This window comes from Pelagibacterium sp. H642, assembly GCF_031202855.1.
In the GTDB taxonomy this organism is placed as follows: Bacteria; Pseudomonadota; Alphaproteobacteria; order Rhizobiales; family Devosiaceae; genus Pelagibacterium.
The window spans coordinates 1,639,497-1,655,295 of record NZ_CP101829.1 but is presented as its reverse complement, the minus strand read 5'-3'; the positions used below and the strand labels follow the sequence as shown (position 1 = coordinate 1,655,295).

General features: G+C 63.3%; 17 protein-coding genes and 1 tRNA gene. 15 read left to right on the top strand and 3 right to left on the bottom strand.

All coding sequences use genetic code 11. The features are described 5' to 3' along the window. Positions 1 to 3 precede the first annotated feature (3 nt). The 13 genes from NO934_RS08140 to NO934_RS08080 all read left to right on the top strand — a co-directional run bounded on the left by NO934_RS08140 (position 4) and on the right by NO934_RS08080 (position 9,899). Positions 4 to 972: a quinone oxidoreductase gene (locus NO934_RS08140; RefSeq protein ID WP_309163410.1), complete on the top strand. Its 969-nt coding sequence runs from the start codon at positions 4 to 6 to the stop codon at positions 970 to 972. Positions 973 to 988: 16 nt separating this feature from the next. After that, the gene (locus tag NO934_RS08135; RefSeq protein WP_309163409.1) at positions 989 to 1,879 is read left to right on the top strand and encodes a DMT family transporter; all 891 of its coding nucleotides are present in this window, start codon (positions 989 to 991) and stop codon (positions 1,877 to 1,879) included. Positions 1,880 to 1,946: 67 nt separating this feature from the next. After that, positions 1,947 to 2,036 (top strand) — tRNA-Ser (locus NO934_RS08130). 104 nt (positions 2,037 to 2,140) lie between these two features. Further along, positions 2,141 to 2,635: a universal stress protein gene (locus tag NO934_RS08125; protein ID WP_309163408.1), complete on the top strand. Its 495-nt coding sequence runs from the start codon at positions 2,141 to 2,143 to the stop codon at positions 2,633 to 2,635. A gap of 135 nt (positions 2,636 to 2,770) precedes the next feature. Beyond that, a complete protein-coding gene (locus NO934_RS08120; protein WP_309163407.1) occupies positions 2,771 to 3,337 on the top strand; it encodes a NifU family protein in 567 nt (188 codons plus the stop codon). A 90-nt stretch (positions 3,338 to 3,427) separates the two neighbouring features. Then, positions 3,428 to 4,024 (top strand): tRNA (adenosine(37)-N6)-threonylcarbamoyltransferase complex dimerization subunit type 1 TsaB, encoded by a 597-nt coding sequence (gene tsaB, locus NO934_RS08115; protein ID WP_309163406.1) that lies wholly within the window; start codon positions 3,428 to 3,430, stop codon positions 4,022 to 4,024. Further along, positions 4,021 to 4,500 carry a ribosomal protein S18-alanine N-acetyltransferase gene (gene rimI, locus NO934_RS08110; RefSeq protein WP_309163405.1) on the top strand — a complete coding sequence of 160 codons (480 nt, stop codon included), beginning with the start codon at positions 4,021 to 4,023 and terminating at the stop codon, positions 4,498 to 4,500. Before tsaB ends, rimI begins: the two co-directional genes overlap by 4 nt. Before the next feature lie 41 nt (positions 4,501 to 4,541). Further along, on the top strand, positions 4,542 to 4,973 hold the full coding sequence (locus NO934_RS08105) for a Fur family transcriptional regulator (protein ID WP_309163404.1): 432 nt from the start codon (positions 4,542 to 4,544) through the stop codon (positions 4,971 to 4,973). 10 nt (positions 4,974 to 4,983) lie between these two features. Further along, positions 4,984 to 5,787 carry a 1-acyl-sn-glycerol-3-phosphate acyltransferase gene (locus NO934_RS08100; protein ID WP_309163403.1) on the top strand — a complete coding sequence of 268 codons (804 nt, stop codon included), beginning with the start codon at positions 4,984 to 4,986 and terminating at the stop codon, positions 5,785 to 5,787. A gap of 10 nt (positions 5,788 to 5,797) precedes the next feature. Beyond that, entirely contained in the window at positions 5,798 to 7,180 is a 1,383-nt protein-coding gene (gene miaB, locus NO934_RS08095; protein WP_309163402.1) for a tRNA (N6-isopentenyl adenosine(37)-C2)-methylthiotransferase MiaB, read from the top strand. A gap of 47 nt (positions 7,181 to 7,227) precedes the next feature. Next, entirely contained in the window at positions 7,228 to 8,265 is a 1,038-nt protein-coding gene (locus NO934_RS08090) for a PhoH family protein (RefSeq protein WP_309163400.1), read from the top strand. Continuing rightward, positions 8,262 to 8,750 carry an rRNA maturation RNase YbeY gene (ybeY, locus tag NO934_RS08085; RefSeq protein ID WP_375143283.1) on the top strand — a complete coding sequence of 163 codons (489 nt, stop codon included), beginning with the start codon at positions 8,262 to 8,264 and terminating at the stop codon, positions 8,748 to 8,750. Before NO934_RS08090 ends, ybeY begins: the two co-directional genes overlap by 4 nt. A gap of 81 nt (positions 8,751 to 8,831) precedes the next feature. Beyond that, a complete protein-coding gene (locus NO934_RS08080) occupies positions 8,832 to 9,899 on the top strand; it encodes a hemolysin family protein (RefSeq protein WP_309163399.1) in 1,068 nt (355 codons plus the stop codon). Between the two features lie 22 nt (positions 9,900 to 9,921). Here the strand turns inward: NO934_RS08080 and NO934_RS08075 are convergent, their stop codons facing one another. After that, on the bottom strand, positions 9,922 to 10,473 hold the full coding sequence (locus NO934_RS08075) for an ActR/PrrA/RegA family redox response regulator transcription factor (protein ID WP_309163397.1): 552 nt from the start codon (positions 10,471 to 10,473) through the stop codon (positions 9,922 to 9,924). 65 nt (positions 10,474 to 10,538) lie between these two features. Next, positions 10,539 to 11,867: an ActS/PrrB/RegB family redox-sensitive histidine kinase gene (locus tag NO934_RS08070; protein ID WP_309163396.1), complete on the bottom strand. Its 1,329-nt coding sequence runs from the start codon at positions 11,865 to 11,867 to the stop codon at positions 10,539 to 10,541. 137 nt (positions 11,868 to 12,004) lie between these two features. Between NO934_RS08070 and NO934_RS08065 the strand changes: the two genes are divergently transcribed. Together NO934_RS08065 and NO934_RS08060 are read left to right on the top strand one after the other, a co-directional pair. Further along, the gene (locus tag NO934_RS08065) at positions 12,005 to 12,445 is read left to right on the top strand and encodes a DUF2852 domain-containing protein (protein WP_309163395.1); all 441 of its coding nucleotides are present in this window, start codon (positions 12,005 to 12,007) and stop codon (positions 12,443 to 12,445) included. 214 nt (positions 12,446 to 12,659) lie between these two features. After that, positions 12,660 to 13,391, top strand: coding sequence for a SprT family zinc-dependent metalloprotease (locus NO934_RS08060; protein WP_309163394.1), 732 nt, complete (start codon positions 12,660 to 12,662; stop codon positions 13,389 to 13,391). A gap of 69 nt (positions 13,392 to 13,460) precedes the next feature. On the opposite strand, the gene NO934_RS08055 is transcribed toward NO934_RS08060, so the two are convergent. Then, complete coding sequence (locus NO934_RS08055; RefSeq protein WP_309163392.1) at positions 13,461 to 15,653, bottom strand: transglycosylase domain-containing protein; 2,193 nt, start codon at positions 15,651 to 15,653, stop codon at positions 13,461 to 13,463. Between the last annotated feature and the right edge of the window lie 146 nt (positions 15,654 to 15,799).

Below are 15,799 nucleotides of genomic sequence, written 5' to 3'. Positions count from 1 at the left end.
TCCATGAAAGCTGTTGTCGTCGATCAGTTTGGCGGGCCAGAGGCCCTCGATTTCCGGGACGCGGAAGTGGGGCAGCCCGGTTCGGGTGAAATCCTCGTCCGTCACCACGCGATCGGCGTCAACTTCATCGATACCTATCATCGTACCGGGCTTTATCCCAACCCGCTGCCGCTGATCCCCGGTTCGGAAGGGGCGGGCGAGGTTCTGGCCGTGGGGGCCGGCGTCTCCGAGTTCAAGCCCGGCGACCGCATCGCCTATCAGGGAACGCTCGGCTCCTATTGCCAGGAACGCGTCATGCCGGCCGCCAAGGCGGTACTTTTGCCCGATTCCATCGATTACGAAACGGCGGCCGCCATCATGCTCAAGGGGCTGACGGCCTATTACCTGCTGTTCCTGACCTGGCCGGTGCGGGCGGGCGAAACCATCCTCTTTCACGCAGCGGCGGGTGGCATGGGGCTGATTGCCTGCCAATGGGCCAAATCCATCGGCGCGCGGGTCATCGGCACCGCCGGCAGCCCTGAAAAGGTCGAACTGGCGCTCAAAAATGGCTGCGACACGGTCATCAACTATTCGCAAGAGGATTTCGCCCAGCGGGTGCGTGAGCTCACCAATAACAAGGGCGTCGATGTCGTCTATGACGGGGTTGGGCAGGCCACCTTCGAAAAATCGCTCGATTGCCTGCGCCCCATGGGGCTGATGGTCAGCTATGGCAATGCCACCGGCCCGGTGTCGGTCCCCGATCTGGGCATTCTCGCCCGCAAGGGTTCGCTGTTCGTCACCCGGCCGACAGGCGCTCACTATTTTGCCGACCGCTCGGCACTTTTGGCTGGCGCGAAGGCCCTGTTCGCAGCCGTCGAATCCGGCGCGGTCAAGCCCCATATCGGCCAGCGCTTCGCGCTGTCCGAAGCGGCCGAGGCCCACCGGGCGCTCGAAGGGCGCAAGACAGTCGGCTCGACCATCCTCCTGCCGTAACGCCAGGGCAGCCGCCATGACACCCGCGACGCTGATCGGGTTTTCCGCCATCTTGATGTGGTCGCTTCTGGCGCTGTTTTCGAGCCTGTCGGGAGCGGTGCCGCCCTTTCTGCTCTGCGCGTTTTCCTTTGCCATCGCCACGCTCGTCGGGCTGGTCGCCACCGGGCGCCGCAAACCGGACGCCACCCCGGCACGCATTCCACTTATGGCCTGGATCGTGGGGATCGGCGGGCTGTTCGGCTATCATTTCTTCTATTTCTCCGCCGTCCGCAGCGCGCCGGTGATCGAGGCCAACCTCATCAATTATCTCTGGCCGCTGCTTATCGTTCTCGGCTCGGCACTGATGCCGGGCGAGGGATTGCGCTGGCACCATATCGTGGGGGCCTTGCTCGGGCTCCTGGGCACGGTCCTCATCGTCTCGGACGGGGGACGCTTTGCCTTCGATGCGCAATATTTCGCCGGCTACGGCCTGGGCGTGCTCGCTGCACTGACCTGGGCGAGCTATTCGCTGATTTCGCGGCGCTTTGCCGCCGTGCCCACGCGCATGGTGACCTGGTATTGCGCGGCGGCAGCGGTGCTTTCGCTCGTCTGCCATCTGGCCCTCGAACAAACGGTGATGCCGGCGGACGCCATCCAATGGCTCGCCGTCCTGGGCATGGGGCTCATGCCGGTAGGCGGCGCGTTCTTTGTGTGGGATTACGGCGTCAAGCATGGCAACATCCAGGTCCTGGGCGCGGCGAGCTATGCCGCCCCGCTTCTTTCCACCCTGCTGCTAATCGCCTTCGGCATCGACACTCTCACCGTCCCCATCGCCATCGCGTGCCTGCTGATTACCGCCGGAGCGGCCCTGGCGTCCAAGGACATGATCGTGCCCAAACCCAAGCCGGCTCCCGCCGCGCTCTCCTGATCCTCTGGACACCGCCCCGCCGAAACGCTAAATGCAGGCGACGGCCAGCCCTTTTCGAGGGCCCATCGGGTGGGTGGCAGAGTGGTTGATTGCACCGGTCTTGAAAACCGGCGGGCGTGAGAGCGTCTCGGGAGTTCGAATCTCCCCCCACCCGCCAATTTTGGTGCTCCGGCCGCTTTTCCGAGCTTTTGAGAGATGGCTTGCGCATAAAAAGCGCAGGTGGCAGCATGCACCGCCCTAAAAAAGCGACGGACGCTCCGCTTGACCGATATCCAGTCCCAGGGCGACGACGAATACAAACGCAAATTCCTCGTCGTCGTCGATGAAAGCCCCGAATGCGCCAAGGCGGTCACCTTTGCCGCCCTGCGCGTGCGCCGCACCGGCGGCGTCGTCGTCCTACTTTCGGTAATCGAATCGGACAATTTCCAGCACTGGCTCGGCGTCGAGGAAGTGATGCGTGCCGAGGCCTATGAGGCGACCCAGGCCCTCCAGGCCCGCCACGCCGCGTCCATCGCCGCCTATGGTTCGATCAAGGTCGAACGGGTGATCCGCGAGGGGAAAAAGACCGAACAGGTCGAAGCCCAGATCGCCGAAGACCCGGCCATCGCCATTCTGGTGCTCGCCGCCGCCGATTCATCGGAAGGTCCCGGCCCCCTCGTCGCATCGATCGCCGCGCGCGGCGCCAACGCCTTCCGCGTGCCGGTGACGGTGGTTCCGGGCACCATTTCGGACGCCGATCTGGCCGCTTTGTGCTAAATTTCGCACAAGAGTGTCGGCAAGAGCCGGATAGACCCGTCGATCACGCGCATAATTCCCCTTGCAGAACCCCTCTGCGCCGCCTATTTTAGAACCAACTTGGAATGGTTCTAAAAAGCCTTGAGAGGCGACAACATGTTCATTCAGACCGAAGCGACCCCCAATCCGGCGACGCTCAAATTCCTTCCCGGCCGCGAGGTTCTGCCCGGCGAGCCGCGCGATTTCCGCGACGCAGACACCGCCCGCATCTCCCCGCTCGCCTCGGCCCTGTTTTCGGTCGATGGCGTTGCCGGCGTGTTCCTGGGGTCCGATTTCGTTTCGGTCACCAAGGACGAAGCCATTGATTGGGCTCACATAAAGCCCGCCATCCTCGGCGTGGTCATGGAGCATTTCATGGCCGGAAAACCCGTCCTCGCCGAGAGCGCGGCGTCCGAACCGGTTGTTGATGGCGATGAATTCTTCGACGAGGAAGACACCGAAACCGTCGAGGTCATCAAGGAACTCCTCGCCACCCGCGTCCGCCCCGCCGTCGCCATGGATGGCGGCGACATCACCTTCAAGGGCTACAAGGAAGGCACGGTATTCCTGCACATGCAGGGCGCCTGTTCGGGCTGCCCCTCCTCGACCGCAACGCTCAAATCGGGCATCGAAAACCTCCTGCGCCACTTCGTTCCCGGCGTGGAACAGGTCCAGCAGATATAGGCGTCTCAACCAGTTAGGCCTCACGCCTTGAAAGCCCCGCAAGCGCGAACCGCTTGCGGGGCTTTGTATTTCGGCCTATCGACTTGATCCATGACAACGCCGGTTACCCTTGCCATCGATACCGCCCGCGAGCGCCTGCAGCTCGCGCTGATCCTGACCGATGGCACCGCCGACACCGAGATTCGCGACATCGCCAAGGGACACGCTGAAATCATCTTTCCGGCCATCGATGCGCTTCTGGCGCGCCATGGCCTCGCTTATAAGGATCTCCAGCGCATCGGGGTTTCCACCGGACCCGGCTCGTTCACCGGCCTTCGGATCGGCCTCTCGGCCGCCCGCGGATTGGGCGTTGCGCTCGATATTTCCGTCATCGGTATCCCCTCGCTTGTCGCCCTCTCGCTCTCGCGGCCGGGGCCGAGCGAGTTGATCGTCGATGCCAGGCGCGACCAGGCCTATCGCCAGCGTTTCTCGGGTCCCGGCAAGCCTTTGGGGGCGCCGGAACTTGCCGATCTCACTCAAAGTCTGGAAACCGCCGCCCGCACCGCGCCCGACGACCCGACCATAGACATCGTTCTGTTGGCCCGGTTCGCCGCGAGCGCCGATCCTGCCGCGTTTCCACCCGATCCCACCTATATCCGGCCCGCCGATGCCAAGCCGCAGACCAGGGCCCAGGTAGCGCGGCAATGAATCTCTGGCTTGCCCCCTCCGGCCTCCACATCGCCCGAGGCGAGGTCCGCGATGCCCCTGCCCTTGCCAGATTGCATGCGGGGGGCTTCTATCGCGGCTGGCCCACCACCGATTTCGAAGCCTACCTCGCCGATCCCGCGACCACGCCGGCCTATGTCGCGGTCGATGCCAAACGCACCGTTTTCGGCTTTGCCATGCTGCGGCTCGCCGAGGACGAAAGCGAGCTTTTGACCATCGCCGTTGATCCCAAGAAACGCGGCAAGGGGCTGGGCCGGGCGCTGCTTTCGGCGGCCTTTGCCGACCTTGCCATGAGCCCGGCCAGAACCATGTTTCTCGAAGTCGACGAAACCAATGCTTCGGCCATCGCGCTTTATCGCCGCTTCGGCTTTGCCGAGATTGGCAGGCGCAAGGGCTATTATCCCAAGCCCGACGGCAGCGCCGCCACCGCCCTTGTCATGCGCGCTCCGATCGGCTAACCCCGACCTCACAGCAAGAACAGATGCGCAAAGGTGCGCCAATGGGGACCCAGCCCGAAGCGACGCTTGAAGAGCAATGCGTGGCGCGCAACATGCGCATGACCGAGCAGCGCCGCGTCATCGCCCGCGTGCTCGAAGCGGCATCCGACCACCCCGATGTGGAAGAACTCTACCGCCGCGCCGCCGCGATCGATCCCAGGATTTCGCTCTCGACGGTTTACCGCACCGTCAATCTTTTCGAGGAAGCCGGGCTTGTCACCAAGCACGATTTCAAGGACGGCCGGGCCCGCTTCGAGCAGATTCCCGACGAGCATCACGACCATCTGATCGATATCCGCTCGGGCAAGGTCATCGAATTCCGCAACGAGGAAATCGAGGCCATTCAGGAAGTGATCGCCAAAAAGCTCGGCTACAAGCTCGTCGACCATCGGTTGGAACTCTATGCCATCCCGCTCGAGGACAAGACGTCCTGAGTCGCCCTTCATGGTCCTGAGCCTGCTGTTTTTGGGGTTGGTCGTTCTGCCCTTCACCCTGATCGGGCTGCCGGTTCAGCTCCTGATCCTCTGGGCCAATCTGCCCGGCTGGCGGGTTCTGCCGCTGGTTTTCTTCAAGCTTTTGGCGTTTGGGCTCGGCTTGCGGGTGAAGGTTGCAGGCAAACCGGTCCGAAACGGCCCCGTGCTGCTGGTTGCCAATCACATCGGCTGGCTCGATATCGTAGCGGTAGCGTCGCAATTTCCGGTGAGCTTCGTCGCCAAATCCGAAATCGCCCGCTGGCCGCTCGTGGGGTTCATGGCGCGATTGCAAAAGACCATTTTCGTGGACCGCAAACGCCGCACCGATACCGGCCGCACGGCCCGGGAAATGAGCGCGCGCATTGCCGAAGGTACCTCGGTCCTGCTTTTTGCCGAGGGCACCTCCGATATCGGCACCCACGTTCTTCCCTTCCGTTCGGCCCTGATGGGCGCGGCGAGCGCCGCCATGGCCGAGGGAGCGGACAAGCTGGTGATGATCCAGCCGCTCGCCATTGCCTATACCGCTATCTCCGGCCTTCCGCTCTCGCGCAACGAACGGCGCCAAGTCGCCTGGATCGGGGACATGGGCATTGAGGATAATCTGGGCGCGATCCTCTCCTCGGGCCCGAAAGATGTAACCCTCGCCTTCGGCGCTCCGCTTCCCGCCGATGGGGACCGCAAGGCGACGGCTAGGGCCGCCGAAACGCGGGTGCGGCAAATGCTCAACGCGCTCAATCGCGGTCAACCTTTGCCAAGCGCCCGGACTTTGGTGTAAACCGGCGCCCATGAGCGAAAACCAGCACCTGCCCAACGCCAAGAAGGTCTTCATCAAGACCTATGGCTGCCAGATGAACGTCTATGACAGCGACCGGATGACCGACGCGCTGGCGCCGCACGGCTATACGCCGACGAGCGACATGGGCGAGGCCGATCTGGTGCTCTTGAACACCTGCCACATCCGCGAAAAGGCGGCCGAAAAGGTTTATTCCGAACTCGGCCGTATCCGCGATTTCCGCAATGAACGCGGACCCGGCGCCAAGAAGATGCTGATCGGGGTGGCCGGCTGCGTGGCGCAGGCCGAAGGCGAGGAGATCATGGCGCGCGCACCGGCGGTGGATCTGGTGTTCGGTCCCCAATCCTATCATCGCCTGCCCGAACTGGTGGCCAAGGCGCAGACCACCCGCGTGGTCGATACCGACTTCCCCCAAGAAGACAAGTTCGCCCATCTTCCGGCGCCCAAAAAGGAAGTGACCATCTCGCGCGGGCTCACCGCCTTTCTGACGGTGCAGGAAGGGTGCGACAAGTTCTGCTCGTTCTGTGTCGTGCCCTATACGCGCGGCGCCGAGGTTTCGCGCCCCGTGGCGCAGGTGCTTGCCGAGGCACGCGCGCTGGCCGAGGCGGGCGTGCGCGAGGTGACGCTTCTGGGTCAGAACGTCAACGCCTATCACGGGCTGGACGGCAATGGCCGCCCGGTGAGCCTTGGCGCGCTCTGTCATATGTTGGCCGAGATCGATGGGCTGGAGCGTATCCGCTACACCACTTCCCATCCGCGCGACATGGATGACGAACTGATCGCCGCCCATCGCGATCTCGATAAGCTCATGCCCTATCTGCACCTGCCGGTGCAGTCGGGGTCCGACGCCATTCTCAAGGCCATGAACCGCCGGCATACGGCTGCCGAATATCTCGAGCTCATCGACCGCATCCGCGAGGCGCGCCCTGATATGGCGCTTTCGGGCGATTTCATCGTTGGCTTCCCCGGCGAAACCGATGCCGATTTCCAGGCGACTGTCGATATCGTCCAAAAGGTCGGCTATGCCTCTGCTTTTTCGTTCAAATATTCCACCCGCCCCGGCACGCCGGGCGCCGAAATGGACAACCAGATCGAAGAACACATCAAAGCCGAGCGCCTGGAAATCCTTCAGGCCGAGATCACCCGCCAGTCCCAGGCTTTCAACGCCGGCTGCGTGGGGCTGACCCTGCCAGTGCTGATCGAAAAGCCGGGCCGCAACCCCGGCCAGGTCGCGGGCCGCTCGCCCTATCTGCAGGCCGTCCACATCGCCGCCGACAAGGGCCTGATCGGGCAGATCCTGCCGGTCGAGATCGTGGGACAGGCGAAAAATTCGCTCGAAGGCAGAATTGTCACAGCGAACGCGATGGCGGTCTGATACGTTAATGACGGTAAGAATCGCATGATGCCTCGGAGCCATCGCGTTTGACACGGAATTTGCGGTCGCAACCCGACCAGTCCGCCGCCGCCCATCTCGAACTGGCGTTCGAAGACAATCGGCTCGTCTCTCAACTTTACGGCGAATTCGACCAGAACCTGGCGTTGATCGAGCAACGTCTGGGTGTCGAAGCCAATTCGCGCGGCAATCACGTGATGCTGCGCGGCGGCGCCAACGCCATCGATCAGGCACGCCGGGCGCTGGAGTCGCTCTATGACATGCTCGAAGAGGGCAAGCATGTGGGGGTGGGTGACGTAGATGGCGTCATCCGCATGGTCCAGTCCGAGGACAACCAGCTTTCCCTGCCCACGCTCGAGAAAAAGGGCAAGGTGCGCATGGCGCAGATCGCCACGCGCAAGGCGACCATCGTGGCCCGCAATCCGGCTCAGGACGGCTATATCCGCGCCATGGACCGATTCGAACTGGTGTTCGGCGTCGGCCCGGCGGGCACCGGCAAGACCTATCTGGCTGTCGCCCACGCGGCAACGTTGCTCGAACGCGGCGAGATTTCGCGCATCATCCTTTCGCGTCCCGCCGTGGAAGCCGGCGAGCGGCTGGGCTTTCTGCCCGGCGATTTGAAGGAAAAGGTGGACCCCTATCTGCGCCCGCTCTATGACGCGCTTTACGACATGATGCAGCCCGAAGTGGTCGAACGCTGCCTTGCCGCCGGCACCATCGAGGTGGCCCCGCTCGCCTTCATGCGCGGGCGCACGCTCTCGAACGCCGCGGTGATCCTCGATGAAGCGCAGAACACCACATCGATGCAGATGAAGATGTTCCTGACCCGCCTTGGCGAAAATTCGAAAATGATCGTGACGGGCGACCCCACCCAGGTCGACCTGCCGCGCGGGGAAAAATCGGGACTGGTCGAGGCGCTGCATCTGCTTTCGGACGTCGAAGGCATCCATGTCACGCGGTTTTCCGACAAGGACGTGGTCCGACACGCGCTGGTTGCCCGCATCGTGCGCGCCTATGAAGGGGCCACCGGCAAGGACCCTTCGGCTGACGGAAAGCTCGACGTTTGACCGCCCAGCTCACCGTCGAGATCGCCATCGAGAACGGCGATTGGCCAGAGGGTCTGCAACCGATCGCCGAGAGGGCCCTTGTAGCGGCGCTCGAACACTCCGGCTATGCGGTGGACGGGCCGTGCGAAATCAGCGTGCTTTTGACCGACGATGCCAGCCAGCGCGTGCTCAACCGCGAGTGGCGCGGCAAGGATAAGCCGACGAACGTGCTGTCCTTCCCCGCCCTCGATGCTGACGATCCGCTCGAAGGTCTTCTGGGTGACATATCCCTGGCCTATGAAACGCTGGTTCGGGAAGCTGCGGAGCTCGAAAAGCCTTTCGAGCATCATTTCGCCCACCTTCTGGTGCACGGGATGCTTCACGTTTTGGGCTATGACCATCTTTCCGAGGACGAGGCCCTTGCCATGGAGGCAAGAGAAACCGATATTATGGGGCTGTTGGGCTATCCCGACCCTTATGACGGTCAGGTCCTCGTGGACGATTGACCGGGAGCCGAAGGCTCCACTTGCGCAACAAGATACGGAGTGCCGACGGTTGGCCCCATAGGATTGGCCACCGCACCCCAGATGACCGACAGCGATCAATCTAGCGCCGCGGCGCGCCGGCCGCATCGCCCACAGGGCGACAATTCACAGTCAAGCGAAAAGAAGCTCTCCTTCTGGGAGAAGATCCTCGCCTTCATGCCGATTCGTTCGGCATCCCTGCGCAGCGATCTCCAGGAAGCGCTCGAGGCTCCATACCAGGATGAGGAAGGGTTCTCCGCGTCCGAGCGGACGATCCTGCAGAACGTTCTCAAGCTGGGGGACATGCGGGTCGAGGACGTGATGGTCCCCCGTTCCGACATCGAGGCCGTCGAGATCGACGTCAATGTCGGCTATGTCATCGAACGGTTCCGGCAGGTGGGGCACTCCCGCATGCCCGTTTATGAGGACAGCCTCGACAAGGTTGTGGGCATGATCCACATCAAGGACGTGGTCGAAAAAGTGACCGAACCGGCCAAGCCCGCCACCGGCAGCGGGACGAACGGCAATGGATCGTCCAGCCCGGTGCGGTTCGTTTCACCCGCCCTAAAGCATCGGATCGGCAAGGTCGAGGACCTTGTCCGAAAGGTGCTGTTCGTTCCCCCGTCCATGCCGGTGATCGATCTTTTGACCTCCATGCAGGCGACCCACATCCACATGGCGGTGGTGATCGACGAATATGGCGGCACTGACGGGCTTGCGACCATCGAGGATCTGCTCGAGGCCGTCGTCGGCGATATCGAGGACGAGCACGACGAGGAAGAAGGCCAGATGATACGGGCCTTGAACGAGGACGTGTTCATCGTCGACGCCCGCGCCGAACTCGACGACCTGATCGCGACGATCGAGGATTTCGATCCCGGCCATTACGGCGACGAGGTCGATACCGTGGGCGGGCTGATCTTTGCCTTGGCGGGCCGGGTGCCGGCGCGCGGCGAGATCGTTTCCAAGCTCAAGGGCTTCGATTTCGAGATCACCCGCTCCGATGTTCGAAGGGTCAAGCAGGTGCGCATTTCGCGCAAGCGCCGCAAACAGCCGCTGATGATCACCGGCCCGGAAACGGTGGCACTGCCCACCACCGAAACAAGCAACAACCATCAGGCGGCCGAATAGGCCGCCTTTCTTTTGGATGGGATTATCGCGGGGCGCGCTTGGCGAGGATGCGCTGCAGCGTGCGCCGGTGCATGTTGAGCCGGCGGGCGGTTTCCGAGACATTGCGGTCGCAAAGCTCGTAAACCCGCTGGATATGCTCCCAGCGCACCCGGTCGGCCGACATGGGATTGTCGGGGGGCTCGGGCTTGGTTTCCTCATTGGCCAGCAAAGCCTTGACGATATCGTCGGCATCGGCGGGCTTGGCAAGATAGTCGACGGCCCCGAGCTTGACCGCGGTGACCGCGGTGGCGATGTTGCCATAGCCGGTCAGCACCACGGCGCGGGCATCGACCCGGCTTTCATGCAGGGCCTTGACCACTTCGAGCCCGTTGCCGTCCTCAAGCCTTAGATCCACCACCGCAAAGGCCGGAGGATGGGCTTTGACGGCGGCAAGTCCGCCGGCCACCGTATCGGCGATGGTGACGGTAAAGCCGCGTTTTTCCATGGCGCGCTCGAGCCGGGTCAGAAACGGCTTGTCGTCATCGACCAGAAGCAGCGTGCGCTCGGTTTCGGGAAGGTCTGCAATGTCGGTCATGGCCTTGATCCTCTCGCCTCCCGGTTATGAACAATTGTGTCGGTTTCGTCAAAGCAAACGGGGACTTAAACGCTCCGCGCCAGCGCATCGCGAGGCCAACTGATCTCGACACAGGCGTGCCCGCTCGCCTTGGCGTTGTAAAACCGCAGCGTGGCTCCGGTTCGCTCCAGCAGGGTCTTGGCGATGAATACGCCCAGTCCCAGCCCTCCGGCGCCGTCGGGATTGCGTGGATCGTCGCGGTCGCGGGTCCTTGTGGTTAGATAGGGTTCCCCGAGCCGGCTTAAAAGGTCGGGCGGAAAGCCCGGCCCGTCATCGGTAATGGCGATCATCACGCGCCGTCCGTCCCACACGGCGCGGATGGTCACCTCGACCCTGGCAAATTGCACGGCGTTCTCGATGAGGTTTCCGAGCCCGTAAAGCAGCGCCACATTGCGGGCGATCACCGGCTCGTCCTCCTGGGCGAGGGACTGGGCAAGCGTTATCCCCTTGCCTTCCATGGCGGCCGGAGCCTCGTGCACCTTGGCAAGTTCGGCGACGATATCCGAGAGCGTGGCGGTATCGAAAAGGTCCGAGCCCGACGGCCGCAAATTGCGCAATTTTCCCAGGATGGCCCGGCAGCGCGCCACCTGGTCCATGATGAGGTCGAGGTCTTCGGCCAGTTCCCCCTCGCCATGGTCACGGCGGATTTCCTTGGCGGCCAGCGCGATCGTTGCCAGCGGCGTTCCCAATTCGTGCGCCGTCGCCGCCGCCAGCCCGTCGAGGGCTGAAAGTTGCTGCTGACGGGAAAGGGCAAGCTCGGTGATGGTGAGCGCGTCGACAAGTTGGCGCGCTTCATGGGCCACCCTGTTGGTGTAACCGGCAACGAACGCCACAGCGCATAGGATCGCCACCCAAACGCCGGTCAGATAGATGCGCGGCGGCTGAAAGGCGCTTCCCGCCTCCCAAGGCAGGGGCAGGTGAAACAGCGCCAGCGCGCTGGCAATGGCGGCGACCAGGCAGCCGAGCCAGATGGTTTCGCGCGTCGCCAGCGTCGAAGCGGAGACCGAAACGGGGGCCAGAAGCAGAATGGCGAACGGATTGCCCAGCCCGCCGGTCAGATAGAGCAGCCCGCCGAGCTGCAGGCTGTCATAGGCCAGTTGCAGGAAGGCCAGCCGCGTCGACGGCCTGTGCCCCGGCCCATAGCGGATCAAAAGCCCGGCGTTGAGCAGAACCGAAAGCCCGATCAGAACCAGGCAGGCGCCTAGGGGAAGCTGATAGCCGAGCCCGTATCGGACGAAAACCACCGAGATCAACTGTCCGGAAATGGCCAGCCAGCGCAGTAGAACCAGGGTTTCGAGCCGCATGGGATTGGCGCTGCGGGGCGGGGTGGCGGCGGTTTCTATGGCGTCGGTCATATATTTTTGCTGTTGGTAGCCTCGATCCATGGGGAGTCTATAGCAGATTTCAAGAGACAGAAATTTTTGTCGCCGGTCTTGATGCGCCCCGATGGGACCCCAGATTCGAATTCGTTCGAGACTGGAGAGACCGCAACATGAACACCGCAATTATCAAACCTGCATGGTCGCCGCTTACCATCGCCCTGATGGTGCTTGGCTTCATCATCTTCTGGCCCTTGGGCATGGCTGTCCTCGCCTACATTCTTTGGGGCGAATATTTCGGCGGCAGCCGCGAAAAGGCCGAGAGCTGGATCGCCAACCAGAAGCACAGCTTCAAGTCGCGCGGCGGCTGCGGCCATCGTGGCTATCACCGCTCGGCGACCGGCAATGCCGCGTTCGACGAGTACCGCGACGAACAGCTCAAGCGCCTTGAAGAAGAGCGCCGCAAGCTTGATGAGGATCGGGCTGCCTTCGAGGAATACCTGGCCAATCTGCATAAGGCCCGCGACCGCGAAGAGTTCGACCGCTTCATGCGCGACCGCAACGCCAACCGCCCCAGCGAGGGTGGTGAAGGCGGCGAGCGCCAGGGCTATTAAAGCTCCAGCCGCCGGCCCAGGCCGGCGGCACAGAGTTCCTCTCGGCTTCGGGATGTGTTCCCCTCCCTTGATCCCGTAGCCGCGCCTTGGGCCCCCCTCCGCCCAAGGCACCCCTCCTGAAGCGGCCGGCGGCTTTCCGTCGCGCCGCTTCTTTTTTGCTTCCTTCGGCCCCATAATAGGGCGATTGCCGAATCGCCGAAAAGACGAGTCATCGATGGTGCTCAAAGGCCTGCTCGGCCGCTCCATTCCCTCATCCACCCAGATCATGATCGACGCCCACCCGGTGACGGTAAGCGTCAGGGTCAATGCCCGCGCCCGCGCGTACCGGCTCTCGGTCAGCCCGCGTGGTGAACCGGTCCTCACGGTGCCGCGCGCCGGGCGCTGGGGTGAGGCGCAGGCTTTTTTGGAACGCAATCGCGGTTGGCTGGCCAACCGGCTGGCAAAATGCGCCACCCCCTATGCCATCCTGCCCGGCGGCAGTGTGCCCCTGCGCGGCACGCCGCACAGGCTCGTGAGCCTTGCCGCGCTCAGGGGATTGGTAGAGGTCGTCGATGGCGCGGCCGGCCCCGAATTGCACGTCCCCGGCGGAGCGGACCATATGCGCCGGCGCCTCGTCGACTGGCTCAAATCCGAGGCTCGGGGTGATCTCGAAGCCGCTTGCGCCCGATACGCCGCAACACTCGGGGTTGCGGTGGCCGGCATTACCATGCGCGATCAATCCACCCGCTGGGGCTCGTGCTCATCGGCACACACGCTCAATTTCAATTGGCGACTGATCCTGGCGCCCGACTTCGTGCTCGACTATGTGGCGGCCCATGAAGTGGCTCATATCGTTGAGATGAACCACAGCCCGGCCTTCTGGCGCACCGTCGCGCGCGCGCTTCCCGACTACGCCCGCGGCCAGGCCTGGCTCAAGGCCAAGGGATCGGCATTGATGGCGCTTTAGGATTTTCTGATCGCGAAACAAAAAGGCCGCACTCAAAAGAGTGCGGCCTTTGCTTTGGGAAAGATCTCGTCAGCCGAAGAGACCGTCGAGCAGGGTTCCGATGCCGTCGTCAGGCTGGACCGGCACCGGTTGGGGCGCCGGCTGGACGGGCTGCTGCTGCAACGGCACCTGACCGCTCGGCATTTGCGCGGGCATCTGGCCCGGCTGCTGCGCCGGCTGTCCGTCCAGCGGAGGCTGGATCTGATCGAGGGTCACCGGCTGGCCCGTCGCCGGAACGCCATTCTGCACCGGGGCGGCGACCCGATCCTGCAGCCGCACGTAATTGCCCGGAAGGTCTGCAACCGGAAGGCCCTCATGAGCCTGGGTCATGATATCGCGCCAGATCTGGGCCGGGACCTGACCGCCATAAACGCTTGTCGCGGAATCATCGTCATTGCCGAGCCAGACGCCGCCAACGAAATTGGCCGTGTACCCCACGAACAGCGCGTCGCGATTGCGCTGCGAGGTGCCTGTCTTGCCTGCCATCGGCCAATTGCCGAGCGCTGCCCGGGTTCCCGTTCCCGCCTGGATGCCAGTGCGGAGCATATCGTTCATCATGCCCACCTGCTCGTCAGTCAGAATCCGGCCTGGTCCGGACGGGGTTTCCTCATAGAGAACCTCGCCGTCGGTGGTGGTGATGCGGGTGATGACGTTGGGAATGGCCCCATAGCCGCCATTAGCGAAGGGCACATAGGCGTTGGTCAGCTCGAGAAGCGAAACCTCCTGGGTACCTAGGGCAATTGCCGGTACGGCTTGGAAATTGGAAGAAAAGCCGAGCCGATAAGCGGTTTCGACGACGTTTTCCGGGCCGATGGCGATCGCCAGACGTGCCGCGACCGTATTGATCGAATAGGCGAGCGCATCGCGCAGCAGCACGGGTCCGATATAGCGGCCATTCGAATTTTCCGGTGACCAGCCATTATAATCGAGCGGTTCGTCGACCATCAGCGTGTCGGGCGTATACCCCTGCTGCAGGGCCGCGAGATAGACCACGGGCTTGAAGGCGGAGCCCGGTTGCCGGCGCGCGGTGACGGCGCGGTTGTAGGAACTGGCGCTGTAATCGACGCCGCCCACCAGGGCCCTGACGCGCCCTTCGGTGTCCATGGCCACGAACGCCGCCTGGGAGAAGTCGAGACTCTCGCCCTGCTCGGCCACCGCTTCCTTGATCACGAATTCGGCGTGCTTTTGCAGCTCCCAGTCAAGCGTGGTGGAAACCACAACGTCCTCGTTCACCTCGCCCAGATAGTCGTTCATGAGCGATTCCACCCAGTCGGCAACGTAATATTCGGTGCCGGCCACACGCTGTGTGGTGATCTGGGCGTCCATATTGGCCGCAGCCGCTTCGGCCTGTTCCTGGGTGATGAAGCCCGAGCGCACCATATTGGCGAGAGCCAATTGCTGGCGCTCACGGGCACGGTCCGGGTGCGTCTTGGGATTGTAATAGCTCGGCGCGGGCAGGATACCGGCCAGCATGGCCGCCTGACCGAGCGAGAGGTTGCGCGCCGAAATGCCGAAATAGGTCTGCGCCGCCGCTTCGATCCCCGTCGCGCCCGAGCCGAAATGCACCCGATTGAGATAAAGTTCGAGAATCTGATCCTTGGTGTAGTTCTGTTCGAGCCACACCGCCAGCAACGCCTCCTGCACCTTGCGCCCGAGCGTCTGGTCGGGAGTCAGAAACAGGTTCTTGGCCACCTGCTGGGTGATGGTGGAGGCGCCGCGCGTGAATTCCCCGGCCCGCGCGGATTCGATGAGAACCGAGGTGAGCCCGATCGGATCGACGCCGAAATGGCTGTAGAAGCGCCGGTCTTCGCTGGCGATCACCGCCTGGCCCACATAGGCGGGAAGCTCGCTGATCGAAACCGCCTCGCCGCCGGTCTGGCCGCGATTGGTGAGAAGCTGCCCGTTGGAGGCCAGAACGCGGATATTGGGGGGACGCTGGGGAACCTCCCAGGTCGCCGACGAACCCAGATCCCGTCCGTAATAGACGACGATGCCGGCAACCGCGATGCCGCCGATCAGCAGCATGGTGAAGCAGAAATAAGCGAGCCCGACGATGAACTTCATCCCGCCCGAGCGCTTCTTTTTTACCTTGCGCGACTTGGGGCGCCGTGGTCCCGAACCTCTGGGCGGCTTTGCCGCTCCGGACGCGGCGCGTGCGCTCGCCCTGGGCTTGCGCTGCGCGCCGGTGTCGACGCGATCATCGGGGGAAAGGCGAAGATCCATCAGCGGTCACTTTCGGCCATCGAGGAAAAGCTGGAGACGGGCGGAACAGGCCTTCGTCCGTCTCGGCCTAACGCTATCGCGGCCAATTGTGGCCGGTTTATGTGGGTTTGCCCACTCTTACCGGCGGTTGTGGCCGCGCTACAACA

Coding starts and splice junctions, on each gene's coding strand:
- NO934_RS08140 (WP_309163410.1), top strand. CDS start 4: ATGAAAGCTGTTGTCGTCGATCAGTTTGGCGGGCCAGAGGCCCTCGAT.
- NO934_RS08135 (WP_309163409.1), top strand. CDS start 989: ATGACACCCGCGACGCTGATCGGGTTTTCCGCCATCTTGATGTGGTCG.
- NO934_RS08075 (WP_309163397.1), bottom strand. CDS start 10,473: ATGACCGACATTGCAGACCTTCCCGAAACCGAGCGCACGCTGCTTCTG.
- rimI (WP_309163405.1), top strand. CDS start 4,021: ATGAATCTCTGGCTTGCCCCCTCCGGCCTCCACATCGCCCGAGGCGAG.
- NO934_RS08060 (WP_309163394.1), top strand. CDS start 12,660: ATGGTGCTCAAAGGCCTGCTCGGCCGCTCCATTCCCTCATCCACCCAG.
- tsaB (WP_309163406.1), top strand. CDS start 3,428: ATGACAACGCCGGTTACCCTTGCCATCGATACCGCCCGCGAGCGCCTG.
- miaB (WP_309163402.1), top strand. CDS start 5,798: ATGAGCGAAAACCAGCACCTGCCCAACGCCAAGAAGGTCTTCATCAAG.
- NO934_RS08065 (WP_309163395.1), top strand. CDS start 12,005: ATGAACACCGCAATTATCAAACCTGCATGGTCGCCGCTTACCATCGCC.
- NO934_RS08080 (WP_309163399.1), top strand. CDS start 8,832: ATGACCGACAGCGATCAATCTAGCGCCGCGGCGCGCCGGCCGCATCGC.
- NO934_RS08105 (WP_309163404.1), top strand. CDS start 4,542: ATGGGGACCCAGCCCGAAGCGACGCTTGAAGAGCAATGCGTGGCGCGC.
- NO934_RS08055 (WP_309163392.1), bottom strand. CDS start 15,653: ATGGATCTTCGCCTTTCCCCCGATGATCGCGTCGACACCGGCGCGCAG.
- NO934_RS08100 (WP_309163403.1), top strand. CDS start 4,984: ATGGTCCTGAGCCTGCTGTTTTTGGGGTTGGTCGTTCTGCCCTTCACC.
- NO934_RS08070 (WP_309163396.1), bottom strand. CDS start 11,867: ATGACCGACGCCATAGAAACCGCCGCCACCCCGCCCCGCAGCGCCAAT.
- NO934_RS08120 (WP_309163407.1), top strand. CDS start 2,771: ATGTTCATTCAGACCGAAGCGACCCCCAATCCGGCGACGCTCAAATTC.